We start from the raw sequence: 12,871 nt of genomic DNA, 5'->3' as shown, positions 1-12,871 counted from the left end.
GAGCGAATACAGAATGGACCGATTGAAAGATTTCTTCGGCAGCTTCTTGCTGACCGAACTGTTCAAGGGGATGGCGCTGACCGGCAAATACATGTTTGCCAAGAAGATCACCGTCCAGTTCCCTGAAGAGAAAACCCCGATCTCGCCGCGTTTCCGCGGCCTGCACGCCCTGCGCCGTTATCCGAACGGCGAAGAGCGCTGCATCGCCTGCAAGCTGTGCGAAGCAGTTTGCCCGGCGATGGCGATCACCATCGAGTCGGAGCAGCGTGACGACGGCAGCCGCCGTACCACCCGCTACGACATCGACCTGACCAAGTGCATCTTCTGCGGCTTCTGCGAAGAATCCTGCCCGGTGGACTCGATTGTCGAGACGCACGTACTGGAATACCACGGCGAAAAACGCGGTGACCTGTACTACACCAAAGAGATGCTGCTGGCCGTAGGCGACCGCTACGAAGCGGAAATCGCGGCTAACCGCGCGGCCGATGCCAAGTACCGCTGATCGCCGAGGCTAATAAAAATGAACTTCACTTCTATTTTGTTCTACGTGTTCGCTGCCATCCTGGTGCTGGCATCGCTGCGCGTTATTACTGCACGCAATCCGGTGCATGCGGCGCTGTACCTGGTGCTGGCCTTCTTCCAGGCGGCCGGCATCTGGATGCTGCTGAAAGCCGAATTCCTGTCCATCGTGCTGGTGCTGGTGTACGTCGGCGCCGTCATGGTCCTGTTCCTGTTCGTCGTGATGATGATCGACATCGACCTCGACAAGCTGCGCGCGGGCTTCTGGAATTACCTGCCGGTTGCTTCCATCATCGGCGGTGTGATCGTGCTGGAAATGGCTGCCGTGATCTGGCGCTCGTTCCCGTCCACCGGCACCGCGGTGCCTGAGGCGGCCAACAGCATCGGCCAGACCAAGGCGCTGGGCCTGAAGATCTACACCGAGTACGTCTACGCATTTGAAATCGCAGCCGTGGTCCTGCTGGTGGCTATCGTTGCCGCCGTGGCCCTGACCCTGCGCAAGCGCAAAGACACCAAGGCTATCGACCCGGGCGTTGCCGTCCGCGTCAAGCGCAATGACCGCCTGAAGATCGTGAAGATGGACGCCACCGTCCACGCTCCGGTCGCAGCAGCGGAAACGAAGGAGGCACCATGACTTTATCCCTGGCTCATTACCTGGTCCTTGGCGCGATCCTGTTCGCGATCTCGATCGTCGGTATTTTCCTGAACCGCAAGAACGTCATCGTCCTGCTGATGGCCATCGAACTGATGCTTCTGGCAGTGAACATGAACTTCATCGCGTTCTCGCACTACCTGGGCGACGCGGCCGGGCAGATCTTCGTCTTCTTCATCCTGACCGTGGCGGCTGCCGAATCGGCAATCGGCCTCGCGATCCTGGTGGTGATGTTCCGTAACCTGGACACCATCAACGTGGAAGACCTGGACAGCCTCAAAGGCTAAGTTAAAACCTCGAAAAATAGATAAGGTAAATCATGACGGGGCAACTTAACCCAACCCTCCTTCTGGCCGTTCCGCTGGCGCCGCTGGCAGGTTCCGCAATCGCGGGCCTGCTGGGCACCAAGTTCTTCGGCAATGTCGTCGGCCGTAAGGTGTCGCATACCGCGACCATCCTGGGCGTGCTGATCGCTTTCCTGATCTCGTTCCAGACCCTGCTGCAGGTGATGGATGGCGCCACCTTCAACGGTGACGTGTACCGCTGGATGACCGTGGGCAGCGTCAAGCTGGCCGTCGGCTTCCAGATCGACGCGCTGACCGCGATGATGATGAACGTGGTGACCTTCGTGTCGCTGATGGTTCACATCTACACCATCGGCTACATGGCTGAAGACGAAGGCTACAACCGCTTCTTCTCCTACATCTCGCTGTTCACCTTCTCCATGCTGATGCTGGTGATGTCGAACAACTTCCTGCAGCTGTTCTTCGGCTGGGAAGCTGTGGGCCTGGTGTCCTACCTGCTGATCGGTTTCTGGTACACCCGTCCGACCGCCATCTTCGCCAACATGAAGGCCTTCCTGGTCAACCGCGTGGGCGACTTCGGCTTCATCCTGGGCATCGGCATCATCCTGGCCTACACCGGTTCCATGGACTACCAGGAAGTGTTTGCCAAGAAGGACGTGCTGGTCAACGGCACCCTGCCGGGCTTCGGCTGGGCGCTGATCTCGGTGGCCTGCATCTGCCTGTTCATCGGCGCCATGGGCAAGTCGGCGCAGTTCCCGCTGCACGTCTGGCTGCCTGACTCGATGGAAGGCCCGACCCCGATCTCCGCACTGATTCACGCGGCAACCATGGTTACCGCCGGTATCTTCATGGTGACCCGCATGTCGCCGCTGTTCGAAATGTCGGACGCAGCGCTGTCGTTCATCCTGGTGATCGGCTCGATTACCGCGCTGTTCATGGGCTTCATGGGCATCATCCAGAACGACATCAAGCGCGTGGTGGCTTACTCGACCCTGTCGCAGCTGGGCTACATGACCGTGGCGCTGGGCGCCTCCGCTTACTCGGTGGCCGTGTTCCACCTGATGACCCACGCCTTCTTCAAGGCGCTGCTGTTCCTGGGCGCCGGCGCTGTCATCATGGCGATGCACCACGACCAGGACATCCGCAATATGGGCGGCCTGAAGAAGTACCTGAAGATCATCTGGATTACCTCGCTGCTGGGCTCCCTGGCGCTGATCGGTACCCCGTTCTTCTCCGGCTTCTACTCGAAGGACATGATCATCGAAGCCGTGCACGCAACCCACCTGCCGGGCGCTGGCTTTGCCAACTTTGCCGTGCTGGCGGGCGTGTTCGTGACCGCGTTCTACTCCTTCCGCATGTACTTCGTCGTGTTCCACGGCCCTGAGAACTTCGGCAAGGAACACCACCACGCGCACGATTCGCACCACGCTGACGAAAGCGAAGAAGACGACCACGGCCACCACGGCCTGGCTCCGGGCGAGAAGCCGCATTCGCCGGGCCTGGTAGTGACCCTGCCGCTGATCCTGCTGGCTATCCCGTCGGTCATCATCGGCGCGATCGCGATCGAACCTATGCTGTTTGGCAGCTTCTTCAAGGACGTGATCTTCGTCGGTGAAAACCACCACGCGATGCACGAACTGGCGGAAGAATTCCATGGCCCGGTTGCCATGGCAATCCACTCCCTGACCACGCTGCCCCTGTGGCTGGCGATTGCGGGCGTGGCTTCGGCTTACTACTGCTACATGGTCAATCCGAAGGTTCCTGCCTGGTTCTATGAGAAGTTCAAGTTCCTGCACACCCTGCTGGACAACAAGTACTACATGGACAAGTTCAACGAGGCTGTCTTTGCCCGCGGCGCGCGCCTGCTGGGCGAAGGCCTGTGGGCTGCTGGCGACCGCGCCATCATCGATGGTCTGATGGTGAACGGTTCGGCGAAAGTGGTGGGCTGGTTCTCCAGTGTCACCAAAGTGTTCCAGACCGGCTACATCTATCACTACGCCTTCGTGATGATCATCGGTATCCTGGGCTTCCTGGTGTACTTCCTGCCGTTTTGGCACGCTTAACAGCTGACGCAAAAGAGATAACAAATGCAGTCAACGATTAATACTCTACCTCCTTACCTCAGCCTGTCGATCTGGGTACCGATCGTCTTCGGCCTGATCGTACTGGCCATCGGCCGCGATACGCGGGCCGGCATGGTGCGCGTGCTGTCGCTGGTGGGCGCCCTGGTATCCCTGGTGCCGACCATCCCGCTGATGACGCAGTTCGACAAGGCGGCCCACGGCATGCAGTTCGTCGAGAAGGCCGCCTGGATCGAGCGCTTCAACATCTTCTACTCGCTGGGCATTGACGGCCTGTCGATGTGGTTCATTCCGCTGACCGCCTTCATCACCGTGATCGTGGTGATCTCGGCATGGGAAGTGATCACCGAACGCGTGGCGCAGTACATGGGCGCGTTCCTGATCCTGTCGGGCCTGATGATCGGCGTGTTCGCCGCCATGGACGGCCTGCTGTTCTACTTCTTCTTCGAAGCGACCCTGATCCCGATGTACATCATCATCGGCGTGTGGGGTGGTGCCAACCGCATCTACGCAGCGTTCAAGTTCTTCCTGTACACCTTCTTCGGTTCGCTGCTGACGCTGGTTGCCATCATCTACCTGTACAACAAGTCCGGTAGCTTCGATATCCTGGCCTGGCACAAGCTGCCGCTGACCATGGGCGAGCAGGTTGCGATCTTCTTCGCCTTCTTCATGGCCTTCGCCGTGAAGGTGCCGATGTTCCCGGTCCACACCTGGCTGCCGGACGTGCACGTGGAAGCGCCGACCGGCGGTTCCGCCGTGCTGGCCGCGATCATGCTGAAGCTGGGTGCTTACGGCTTCCTGCGTTTCTCGCTGCCGATCGTGCCTGACGCTTCGCACAAGCTGGCGCCGATGGTGATCGTGCTGTCCCTGATCGCCGTGATCTACATCGGCCTGGTGGCCCTGGTGCAGAAGGACATGAAGAAACTGGTGGCGTATTCGTCCATCGCGCACATGGGCTTCGTGACCCTGGGCTTCTTCATGTTCAACGAGATGGCGGTGCAGGGCGGTATCGTGCAGATGGTGTCGCACGGCTTCATCTCCGGCGCGATGTTCCTGTGCATCGGCGTGCTGTATGACCGCATGCATTCGCGCCAGATCGCCGACTACGGTGGCGTCGTGAACAAGATGCCCAAGTTCGCCGCACTGTTCATCCTGTTCTCCATGGCTAACTGCGGCCTGCCAGCCACCTCCGGCTTCGTGGGCGAGTTCATGGTGATCCTGGGCGCCGTGCAGTTCAACTTCGTGACCGGCATCCTGGCGGCTACCGCCCTGATCTTCGGCGCGGCTTACTCCCTGTGGATGGCCAAGCGCGTGATCTTCGGCGCCATCACCAACAAGCACGTGGAAGAGCTGACCGACGTTAACAACCGCGAGTTCCTGATGCTGGGCATCCTGGCGATCGCTGTGTTGGTGATGGGCCTGTACCCAGCGCCATTCACCGACGTGATGCAGGTTTCCGTGGCCGACCTGCTGGCGCATGCGGCTCAAAGCAAGCTGCCAGCCGTGGCCCCTTGATTGCAAATAGGACCAAGTTTTCATGAATACCACTAACCTGATCCCGCTCTACGCAGAAGTCTTTCTGCTGATCGCCGCTTCGGCGATCCTGCTGATCGACATGTTCCTGGCAGAGGGCAAACGTGCGATCACTTATATGCTGACGCTGGCGACCCTGGTGGGCGCGGCCTTCTTCAGCTTTGCCGACTACACATCCGGCAGCACGGTGTACGCGTTCTCGAACATGTTCATCAGCGACCCGATGGGCAACCTGCTGAAACTGTTCTCCTACCTGACCATGGCGATGACGCTGGTGTATGCACGCCAGTATTCCACCGACCGCGGCATGTTGGGCGGTAACCTGGGCGGCGAGTTCTACGTCCTGGCGCTGTTCTCCCTGCTGGGCCAGATGGTGATGATCTCGGCCAACAACTTCCTGACCATTTACCTGGGCCTGGAACTGATGTCCCTGTCGCTGTACGCCCTGGTGGCCCTGCGCCGCGACGACGCCCGCGCAACCGAAGCTGCGATGAAGTACTTCATCCTGGGCGCGCTGGCTTCCGGCTTCCTGCTGTATGGCATGTCGATGTTGTATGGCGCGACCGGTTCGCTGGATATCTCCCGCGTGGCTGACAAGATCGGCTCCGGTACCGTCAACCCGACCATCCTGACCTTCGGCCTGGTGTTCGTGGTGGCCGGCCTGGCGTTCAAACTGGGCGCCGTTCCGTTCCATATGTGGGTACCGGACGTCTACCAAGGCGCTCCAACCGGCGTGACCCTGCTGCTGGGCGGCGCTCCGAAGCTGGCGACCTTCGCCATCTGCGTGCGCCTGCTGGTGGAAGGCATGCGCCCTGCGGCTGGCGACTGGCAGCAGATGCTGATGATCCTGGCCGTGCTGTCGCTGGCCATCGGCAACCTGACCGCCATCGCACAGACCAACCTGAAACGCATGCTGGCTTACTCCACCATCGCGCAAATGGGCTTCGTGCTGCTGGGCCTGATGGCCGGCGTTGTGGGCCACGAGACGGCCAATGGCGCCGCCGCCTACTCGTCCGCCATGTACTACGCGATCACCTACGTGCTGACCACCGTCGGCTCGTTTGGCCTGATCATGGTGCTGGCGCGCCAGGGCTTTGAAGCCGAAGAAATCAACGACTTCAAAGGCCTGTCCAAGCGCAGCCCGGGCTACGCAGTGCTGATGTCCGTGCTGATGTTCTCGCTGGCCGGCGTGCCGCCGATGATGGGCTTTGCCGCCAAGTTTGCGGTGCTGCAATCGGTGCTGGCGACAGGCGCTGTGTGGCTGACCGTGTTTGCAGTGATGTTCTCGCTGGTGGGCGCGTTCTACTACATCCGCATCGTGAAAGTGATGTGGTTCGACGAGCCGGCTGACACCACTCCTCTGTCCGTCACCACCGACAAGGGTGTCGTGCTGGCACTGAACGGCCTGGCCGTCGTGGTGCTGGGCATGATCCCAGGCCCTCTGCTGAACGCCTGCATGGCGGCGATGCAGAAGACCCTGGCTTCCTGATAGATGGACGTCAATGCTTCATCCTGGCTGGTCATCCTGCTTGCAGTGGTGGCCGCCAACCTGCCTTTCCTGAACGAGAAGGTATTTGCCCTGGTTCCGCTGAAAGCCGCACGCAAGCCATTCCTGGTGCGGCTGGCGGAACTGGCAGTGCTGTATGTTGTCGTTGGCGGCATCGGCATTGCGCTCGAATCCCGCATCGGCACCGAGTTTCCGCAGAACTGGGAGTTCTACTGGGTCGCGGCTTTCGCCTTCCTGGTGTTTGCATTTCCTGGCTTCGTGGTACGCTACCTGCGTAAACACCACTAATAGAACCGGTAAACCTGGGTCTCAAAGCCTGTGATTGGGTTGTACGCCTTTGACCTTCTCAATTAGTCAAAGGCCCAGAACCAACCCCATGACCTGGAGACCGTTGAGGGTCAGACCCTTTGGGTCTGACCCAGGTTTACCGGTTTAAAAAGCAACCATGGACAAACACCTAAAAGAAACCAAGATAGACGGCAGCATCGCCTACGACGGCGGCTTCCTCAAAGTCCACCGCGACACGGTCAGCCTGCCCGACGGCAAGCACACCAAGCGCGAATACATCCGCCATCCCGGCGCTGTAGTCATCATCCCCGTGCTCGATAACGGCAAGGTCCTGTTGGAGCGCCAATACCGCTACCCCAACGACCGCGTCTTCATCGAGCTCCCCGCCGGCAAGATCGACCCGGGTGAAGACCCTCTGGCCTGCGCCATGCGTGAGCTGGAAGAGGAAACCGGCTACACCGCCGCCGACTGGCAATTCGTGAGCACCATCCACAACGCCATCGCCTACTCGGACGAGCACCTGGACATCTACCTGGCGCGCGGCCTGACCGCTGGCGAAGTCAAGCTGGACGACGGTGAATTCATCGAAACCATTACCGCCAGCGTGGATGAAATGCTGGACTGGGTCCGCAGCGGCAAGATCACCGACGTCAAGACCGTGATCGGCGCCTTCTGGCTCGACAAGCTGCGCGCCGGCGCCTGGAAGCTGGACTGAGGCCATGAACGGCATGCGCTGCCTGCTACTGGTTGGAGCCCTCGCGGCAAACCAGGCGCAGGCAGCGCCGGTGCAGCGCACGCCGTTCCAGATCCGCTGCGAAGATACGATCAGCAAGACAGTCTCAGTGCTGTCGGCGCGCCAGAACGGCTACACCGTCAATACACAGCTGTCGTACAAGCAGCTCTCGGCCATGCGCACCGAAAAGATGCCGGCCACCGGCTATGTGCTGGGCCTGACCCGCACCGAGTCGCGCGTGCAGATCGCCCTCGATGGTCCGATGCTCACCGACCCGGCCAGCGGCTACGAGTGCGTGGCGCCGCGGATCAAGGTGCAGTTGACGTACGCGCCAGTGCGCATTTATGTTGGCAATGAATTCCCGCCGGGGACTTGCGGTTACGCGGAGATCCTGACGCACGAACTGCGCCACATGAACGCCTACATGGACCACCTGGTCAAGGTCGAGGAAATCGTGCGGTCCGCATTGGCGCGGCGCTTCGAGGCCAAGCCGCTCTATGCCCCGGCCGGCACCGCGCGCTCGGCCCTGGCCCACGAGATCGACAGCGGCTGGCTGCCGTACATCAAGGCCGAAATGGCCAAGGTGGAGGTGCAGCAGGCGCTGATCGATTCGCCGGCAGAATACGCCCGCCTGAGCAAGGCGTGCAACGGCGAGATACAAACCATTTTAAGGAAGTCACGTAGCAGAAAATGAAGCGATACTTCGCATTGATTCCCGCCGCCGGCGTTGGCGCGCGCATGGCGGCCGCCAGCCCCAAACAGTACTTGCCCATCAACGGCGTGCCGATGCTGCAGCACACGCTTGAAGCGTTTCGCCGCAGCGAACTGATTGCGCATACCTATGTGGTGGTGAGCGCGGGCGACGGCTATATCGATTCCATCACGCCCGAACTTGGCGTGACGGTCCTGCGCTGCGGCGGCGCTACGCGCATGGATTCGATCCTGAACGGCTTGCGCGCCATTCGCGCCAACGTGGGCGATGACGACATGGTGCTGGTGCACGACGCTGCACGTCCCGGCCTGACGCCGGCCCTGATCGCAAAGCTGATTGCCGCTGTCGGCGACCACGAGGGCGGGGGGCTGCTTGCCCTGCCGGTGGTGGACACGGTAAAGTCCACGCGCAATGGCACTTTGCAGACCACGCCGCGCGACGGCCTGTGGCTGGCGCAGACGCCGCAGATGTTCTCGTACGCGCTGCTGCTGCGCGCCCTGGCGCTGGCGCCGGACCCGAACGCCATCACCGATGACGCCAGTGCCGTCGAGATGCTAGGCTTCTCGCCGAAACTGGTGGAAGGCCATCCCCGCAATTTGAAGGTCACGCTGCCGACCGATATCGCGATCGCAGAAATGTATTTAGGACAGGATTCAAAATGACGCAACTCCCATTCCGCATCGGCCAGGGCTATGACTCGCACCGCCTGGTTGAAGGCCGCAAGCTGATTCTTGGCGGGGTCGATATCCCGCACGAACGCGGCCTGCTTGGGCACTCGGACGCAGACGCGCTGCTGCATGCGATCACCGACGCCATCCTCGGTGCGGCGGCACTGGGCGATATCGGCAAGCACTTCCCGGATACGGCCGAAGAATTCCGCGGCGCCGATTCGCGCGTGCTGCTGCGCGAGGCCGCCAAGCGCGTGCGCGCAACAGGCTACGATATCGGCAATGTGGACTGCACCATCATCGCCCAGCGCCCGAAGATGGCGCCGCACATTGCAACCATGGCGGCCAATATTGCCGCTGACCTCGGCGTGCCGGACGGCCATGTGAACGTGAAGGCCAAGACCAACGAAAAGCTCGGCTATCTCGGCCGAGAAGAAGGCATCAATGCCGAAGCTGTAGCGCTGCTGGTGCTGCGCCAGGGGGCGTAAATCCATGACGTCACGCCAGCAGCAGCGCGAACCGGCGCCCGGCGCAGCGCTTGCTGCGTCGCGCCTGCCGCCGCTCGAAGCTTCGCGCAACGTACCGGACGGGGAGGCGGCGCAAGCCGCCAAAGCCGAAGCGCGCGAGCGCCGCGATGCAGCGGTGCGAGGCGTGTCTTCGATGCAGGAGATGCGTGAAGCCATCCGCGCGGCAGCCCGCGCGTTGCCGGCCATCGATGCCGTGCCGCGCGTACGCCCGATGAGCGCAACCGCGTTCCGCACACGGGCGCGTGAAGGGCTGCCATTCCTGATTCCCGGCGCAGTTGCACGCTGGCCGATCTGCGCGCTCGGTCCGGAAGTGCTGCGAGAGCGCTTTGGTGATGTACACGTGCGCGCACGCGTTGGCGACTACATCGGCACGGCCTTCGCACCCGACCGCGCGATGCAGGACATGACCATGCGCGAGTATCTCGATCTCGCCGATGTGGCTGAAGGCTTGCCGCCATACCTCGGCAACCTCGAACTGCGCGAGTTGAATAGCCTGTGCCACTGGCCGGCGTATTTCGAAAAGATGGGGCCGCCGCGCTTCTGGATCGGCCCCGCCGGAACTGTCACGCCGCTGCACAGCGACTTTGACGACAACATTTTCGCGCAGGTCTGGGGCAGCAAGCGGATTTTCCTCGCGCCGCCGCACCACGACGAGTTCCTTTACACCCGCGAGGCCAATCCGGTCTTGTTCGGCAGCCCGTTCGATCCCGAAGCGCCAGATTTCGAACGCTACCCGCTGGCGCGCCAGGCCACGATGATCGAAGTGATCGTCCAGCCTGGCGATATGCTCTTCGTTCCGGCCGGCTGGTACCACCAGGTGCGCGCACTGACTTTCTCGCTGTCGTCAAACCGCTGGGCGCGCGGCAAACCTTTTGCCTTGGCTTGAAAGACAGGTATGTGGCCGTTTCCAAAGTGAACAAAATTGCGGGCACTTGTCACGCCAGAATGGGGCGCGCAGCCGACGAAATTGCCACCTGAGCTAGATCGATACTTTCCTGTCCTAAATGGCGACTACTCGGAGCGTTGGGACATTGGAATCAATCTTCTCGATCGTGTTCATGCTGAAAAATGCACGTGCGCCATCGCATCGCATCCAGTTGTCCGTGTACTCAACGGAATTGTTCTGGATGATCCGAATACGAGTGACCATCATATCTATTTGAATCATCCCGCTTTGAAGGGAAGTGTTCTTTTCTTGTCGCATGATGGCGATTCGAGAGTCGTGTTTGCATCGCTTGCGGAGTTCATGGATTTCGTCGGGAAGGCAAAACGGGAAGGCCTATGGTTCAGTGATCTCCATCCCTCAAGATCCACTATTGTTGAGGATCAAGTTGCTCTGAGCCAACTGATTACCGATCTGCTCGACAATAGCGATCCCGAGATCGAGGCCGCTGTGCTCGCGATTATTCCCTCCATGGATCTACGAGACGAAAGGTTATTGAGCCGGCTCGCTTCTGATTCGAATTTCTTTTACGGAGAAGCCGTGGCGAGGGAAATTGAAAAGAGACCGGCCCCTTACTTGATGCGGTTAGCGGAGCGTTGCGCTCAACACGAACATATTCAGGTCCGCCAGGCCTGGAATAGGGCTGTAGCGGCAATTAGGGAGTTGAAGGTCGAATCTTAAGGCGGCGTTGGACTGCCATGGACCGGACTTGTCCGGTTCGGCCCAGGCATGTCTTGCCTGATGCTCACCTGCCACTCTTTGCACCTTGTGAGCGGTTGTGGTACTGAAGGATGATGCGCCGTCCTTCTTCAATTTCTTCTTGTGTTGGCGTGCGTCCATTGAAAAGCAGCCTGCCTCGTTCGAAATCGTGCGATTGCATCTCGGAACATTCCTCAATCGGGACAATGTCATCGTCTTTCATCGCGTCAATTGCGTCCCAATCCGTCTCGCTCACGCAGGATGATGTGATATTGAAGGGCTTCTGGCCTGGTGGCTTTTCGAAAGGAAATGACACTGAGGGTCTCGCTTTCATAGCAGTAGGTCAACTTGGCAATTCGCCCTTCCACGAATCCGACTATTCGCTTTAGTTCGTCCCAGAAGATTGACATGGTCAGTCCAGGCCTTTGAAAAAGGAGGTCAAGCAGCCGGGCGGTAAGTTGATGCTCAAGCGCTTCGACGGCACATGTGTTGAGGTGGATCAGGTAAGATCGCGGGATGACTAGGGATACTTTTGATTACCGCGATGTAGCGGTGGAATCGGTCGAGGAATACGGCCAGGTGGTGCTGCGGCCGGTGAATGGGCAGGCGTTCAGCCCGGAGATGCGGGTTCAGTGTTCGCGGCAGTTGCGCGATACGGCCGTTTATCCGCTGGGTACCTGTTTCCTTGTGCTGGCGAAGATGACCGACCGTCTCGGGGGGGAGCCTTACCTGTACGTCTTCCATGGCGACCCGGTCAAGGTGCTGACGCCTGCGCAGCTCGAGACTTTCCTCAATGACCGCCGCCGCTTGCGGATCTAGGAGAATATTGATGAAGCTTGTTTTTGTTGCGTTGCTGGCGGTGCCGGCATTGGCGATCGCACAAGCGGCCGACCCTCAGCCTGACGAACTATTGCAAATCGCATTCCCGAAGTGGGTCGACGAGGAGGGCGGGCGTTTGCAGTCGATCCCGACCAGCGCCGCTACGCGCGGCTGGAATGCGAAACAAGGCAGGAAGCGCAACGTCATCGTGCTGCCGCGCCAGGTGGTGCGCGTCTCCCCGGGTCGCATCGTGCTGCTGGCGACCATGATGCCGGCAGGCGATGGCGGCGAGCCGCAAGTTGCACACGGCACGCCGGCCGGCCTTGCAGCCTATACCTTCAAGCCCGGCAAGGACGGTTGGAAGATCGCCAGGCGCCAGGAGCCGTTCGCCCTGCAGGGCTTTGAAGGACGGGTGCAGTTGGCGACGGCTCCATTGTCTGCAAAGTCGCAGGCGTTGCAAGCTACCTGGGGAAGCTGCTGGCAAGGGCATTGCGTGGATGTCATCGCGCTGTATGCAATCGGCGCCGACGGCGTGAAAGCACAGCCGCTCCTGCTGCAAAAGATCAAGGGCAGCAACGTCTACTCACGCCCCGATTGCGTCGACCGCCTGGGCGGCATCGTGCAAGGCTTGCATCCTGCCGATCCAGCCTACGCCGACGAGAAGGTGCCGCCGGGCCAATGCTATGACATCGAAGGCCGCTGGGAGCTTGCCGGTGCAAGCGCGCTGACGCTGCGTTTCACTGGCGCGGTGAGCAAGGCAGGCAAGGATGGCAATGCTCCTGCGCAGCGCGTCGACCAGGCGATGAAGTTCGAACTCCGCGGCGGGCGCTATGTGCCCGTCTCCGGCAGCAATCCCGTTCCGGACGCTTAAATCAAAGGAGACAA

16 protein-coding genes are annotated in these 12,871 nt (G+C 60.5%); 15 read left to right on the top strand and 1 reads right to left on the bottom strand.

The annotated features are described in order from the left end of the window. Positions 1 to 13 precede the first annotated feature (13 nt). The 13 genes from nuoI (at position 14) to ACN9MU_RS22695 (ending at position 11,149) form a co-directional block, all read left to right on the top strand. Positions 14 to 502, top strand: coding sequence for an NADH-quinone oxidoreductase subunit NuoI (nuoI, locus tag ACN9MU_RS22755; RefSeq protein WP_028104271.1), 489 nt, complete (start codon positions 14 to 16; stop codon positions 500 to 502). Positions 503 to 520: 18 nt separating this feature from the next. After that, entirely contained in the window at positions 521 to 1,153 is a 633-nt protein-coding gene (locus tag ACN9MU_RS22750) for an NADH-quinone oxidoreductase subunit J (RefSeq protein ID WP_426162758.1), read from the top strand. Beyond that, on the top strand, positions 1,150 to 1,458 hold the full coding sequence (gene nuoK, locus ACN9MU_RS22745; RefSeq protein WP_028104269.1) for an NADH-quinone oxidoreductase subunit NuoK: 309 nt from the start codon (positions 1,150 to 1,152) through the stop codon (positions 1,456 to 1,458). The genes ACN9MU_RS22750 and nuoK overlap by 4 nt, the downstream gene beginning before the upstream one ends. A gap of 32 nt (positions 1,459 to 1,490) precedes the next feature. Next, positions 1,491 to 3,539, top strand: a complete 2,049-nt coding sequence (gene nuoL, locus ACN9MU_RS22740; protein ID WP_426162756.1) for an NADH-quinone oxidoreductase subunit L — start codon at positions 1,491 to 1,493, stop codon at positions 3,537 to 3,539. Between the two features lie 24 nt (positions 3,540 to 3,563). Continuing rightward, on the top strand, positions 3,564 to 5,072 hold the full coding sequence (locus tag ACN9MU_RS22735) for an NADH-quinone oxidoreductase subunit M (protein WP_426162754.1): 1,509 nt from the start codon (positions 3,564 to 3,566) through the stop codon (positions 5,070 to 5,072). Positions 5,073 to 5,094: 22 nt separating this feature from the next. Then, positions 5,095 to 6,579 carry an NADH-quinone oxidoreductase subunit NuoN gene (gene nuoN / locus ACN9MU_RS22730; protein WP_426318651.1) on the top strand — a complete coding sequence of 495 codons (1,485 nt, stop codon included), beginning with the start codon at positions 5,095 to 5,097 and terminating at the stop codon, positions 6,577 to 6,579. A gap of 3 nt (positions 6,580 to 6,582) precedes the next feature. Then, positions 6,583 to 6,885: a DUF2818 family protein gene (locus ACN9MU_RS22725; protein WP_426336173.1), complete on the top strand. Its 303-nt coding sequence runs from the start codon at positions 6,583 to 6,585 to the stop codon at positions 6,883 to 6,885. Between the two features lie 157 nt (positions 6,886 to 7,042). Beyond that, complete coding sequence (locus tag ACN9MU_RS22720; RefSeq protein ID WP_426162746.1) at positions 7,043 to 7,600, top strand: NUDIX domain-containing protein; 558 nt, start codon at positions 7,043 to 7,045, stop codon at positions 7,598 to 7,600. A gap of 4 nt (positions 7,601 to 7,604) precedes the next feature. Continuing rightward, positions 7,605 to 8,312, top strand: a complete 708-nt coding sequence (locus ACN9MU_RS22715) for a hypothetical protein (protein WP_426162744.1) — start codon at positions 7,605 to 7,607, stop codon at positions 8,310 to 8,312. After that, positions 8,309 to 8,992, top strand: a complete 684-nt coding sequence (gene ispD / locus ACN9MU_RS22710; protein ID WP_426343496.1) for a 2-C-methyl-D-erythritol 4-phosphate cytidylyltransferase — start codon at positions 8,309 to 8,311, stop codon at positions 8,990 to 8,992. The genes ACN9MU_RS22715 and ispD overlap by 4 nt, the downstream gene beginning before the upstream one ends. Then, complete coding sequence (gene ispF, locus ACN9MU_RS22705; RefSeq protein WP_426162740.1) at positions 8,989 to 9,486, top strand: 2-C-methyl-D-erythritol 2,4-cyclodiphosphate synthase; 498 nt, start codon at positions 8,989 to 8,991, stop codon at positions 9,484 to 9,486. Before ispD ends, ispF begins: the two co-directional genes overlap by 4 nt. 4 nt (positions 9,487 to 9,490) lie before the next feature. Next, complete coding sequence (locus ACN9MU_RS22700; protein ID WP_426343495.1) at positions 9,491 to 10,411, top strand: cupin-like domain-containing protein; 921 nt, start codon at positions 9,491 to 9,493, stop codon at positions 10,409 to 10,411. Positions 10,412 to 10,447: 36 nt separating this feature from the next. Continuing rightward, a complete protein-coding gene (locus tag ACN9MU_RS22695; RefSeq protein ID WP_426162736.1) occupies positions 10,448 to 11,149 on the top strand; it encodes a hypothetical protein in 702 nt (233 codons plus the stop codon). 64 nt (positions 11,150 to 11,213) lie between these two features. Here ACN9MU_RS22695 and ACN9MU_RS22690 read toward each other — a convergent pair whose 3' ends face one another. Next, positions 11,214 to 11,483, bottom strand: coding sequence for a hypothetical protein (locus tag ACN9MU_RS22690; RefSeq protein WP_426343494.1), 270 nt, complete (start codon positions 11,481 to 11,483; stop codon positions 11,214 to 11,216). Between the two features lie 200 nt (positions 11,484 to 11,683). On the opposite strand from ACN9MU_RS22690, the gene ACN9MU_RS22685 reads away from it, so the two are divergent. Continuing rightward, entirely contained in the window at positions 11,684 to 11,986 is a 303-nt protein-coding gene (locus tag ACN9MU_RS22685) for a hypothetical protein (protein ID WP_426162734.1), read from the top strand. Between the two features lie 10 nt (positions 11,987 to 11,996). Beyond that, the gene (locus ACN9MU_RS22680; RefSeq protein ID WP_426162732.1) at positions 11,997 to 12,857 is read left to right on the top strand and encodes a hypothetical protein; all 861 of its coding nucleotides are present in this window, start codon (positions 11,997 to 11,999) and stop codon (positions 12,855 to 12,857) included. Positions 12,858 to 12,871: the final 14 nt, after the last annotated feature.

This window comes from Pseudoduganella sp. R-32 (assembly GCF_049913245.1).
Lineage (GTDB): Bacteria > Pseudomonadota > Gammaproteobacteria > Burkholderiales > Burkholderiaceae_D > Rugamonas.
Note: the sequence above shows the minus strand (reverse complement) of the source record. Positions and strands in the feature narration are given on the sequence as shown.

Bases quoted from the DNA above. Each gene is read 5' to 3' on its own strand.
- nuoN (WP_426318651.1), top strand. From the start codon at position 5,095: ATGAATACCACTAACCTGATCCCGCTCTACGCAGAAGTCTTTCTGCTG.
- ACN9MU_RS22715 (WP_426162744.1), top strand. From the start codon at position 7,605: ATGAACGGCATGCGCTGCCTGCTACTGGTTGGAGCCCTCGCGGCAAAC.
- ACN9MU_RS22725 (WP_426336173.1), top strand. From the start codon at position 6,583: ATGGACGTCAATGCTTCATCCTGGCTGGTCATCCTGCTTGCAGTGGTG.
- ACN9MU_RS22685 (WP_426162734.1), top strand. From the start codon at position 11,684: ATGACTAGGGATACTTTTGATTACCGCGATGTAGCGGTGGAATCGGTC.
- ispD (WP_426343496.1), top strand. From the start codon at position 8,309: ATGAAGCGATACTTCGCATTGATTCCCGCCGCCGGCGTTGGCGCGCGC.
- ACN9MU_RS22680 (WP_426162732.1), top strand. From the start codon at position 11,997: ATGAAGCTTGTTTTTGTTGCGTTGCTGGCGGTGCCGGCATTGGCGATC.
- ispF (WP_426162740.1), top strand. From the start codon at position 8,989: ATGACGCAACTCCCATTCCGCATCGGCCAGGGCTATGACTCGCACCGC.
- nuoI (WP_028104271.1), top strand. From the start codon at position 14: ATGGACCGATTGAAAGATTTCTTCGGCAGCTTCTTGCTGACCGAACTG.
- nuoK (WP_028104269.1), top strand. From the start codon at position 1,150: ATGACTTTATCCCTGGCTCATTACCTGGTCCTTGGCGCGATCCTGTTC.
- ACN9MU_RS22750 (WP_426162758.1), top strand. From the start codon at position 521: ATGAACTTCACTTCTATTTTGTTCTACGTGTTCGCTGCCATCCTGGTG.
- ACN9MU_RS22700 (WP_426343495.1), top strand. From the start codon at position 9,491: ATGACGTCACGCCAGCAGCAGCGCGAACCGGCGCCCGGCGCAGCGCTT.
- nuoL (WP_426162756.1), top strand. From the start codon at position 1,491: ATGACGGGGCAACTTAACCCAACCCTCCTTCTGGCCGTTCCGCTGGCG.
- ACN9MU_RS22735 (WP_426162754.1), top strand. From the start codon at position 3,564: ATGCAGTCAACGATTAATACTCTACCTCCTTACCTCAGCCTGTCGATC.
- ACN9MU_RS22720 (WP_426162746.1), top strand. From the start codon at position 7,043: ATGGACAAACACCTAAAAGAAACCAAGATAGACGGCAGCATCGCCTAC.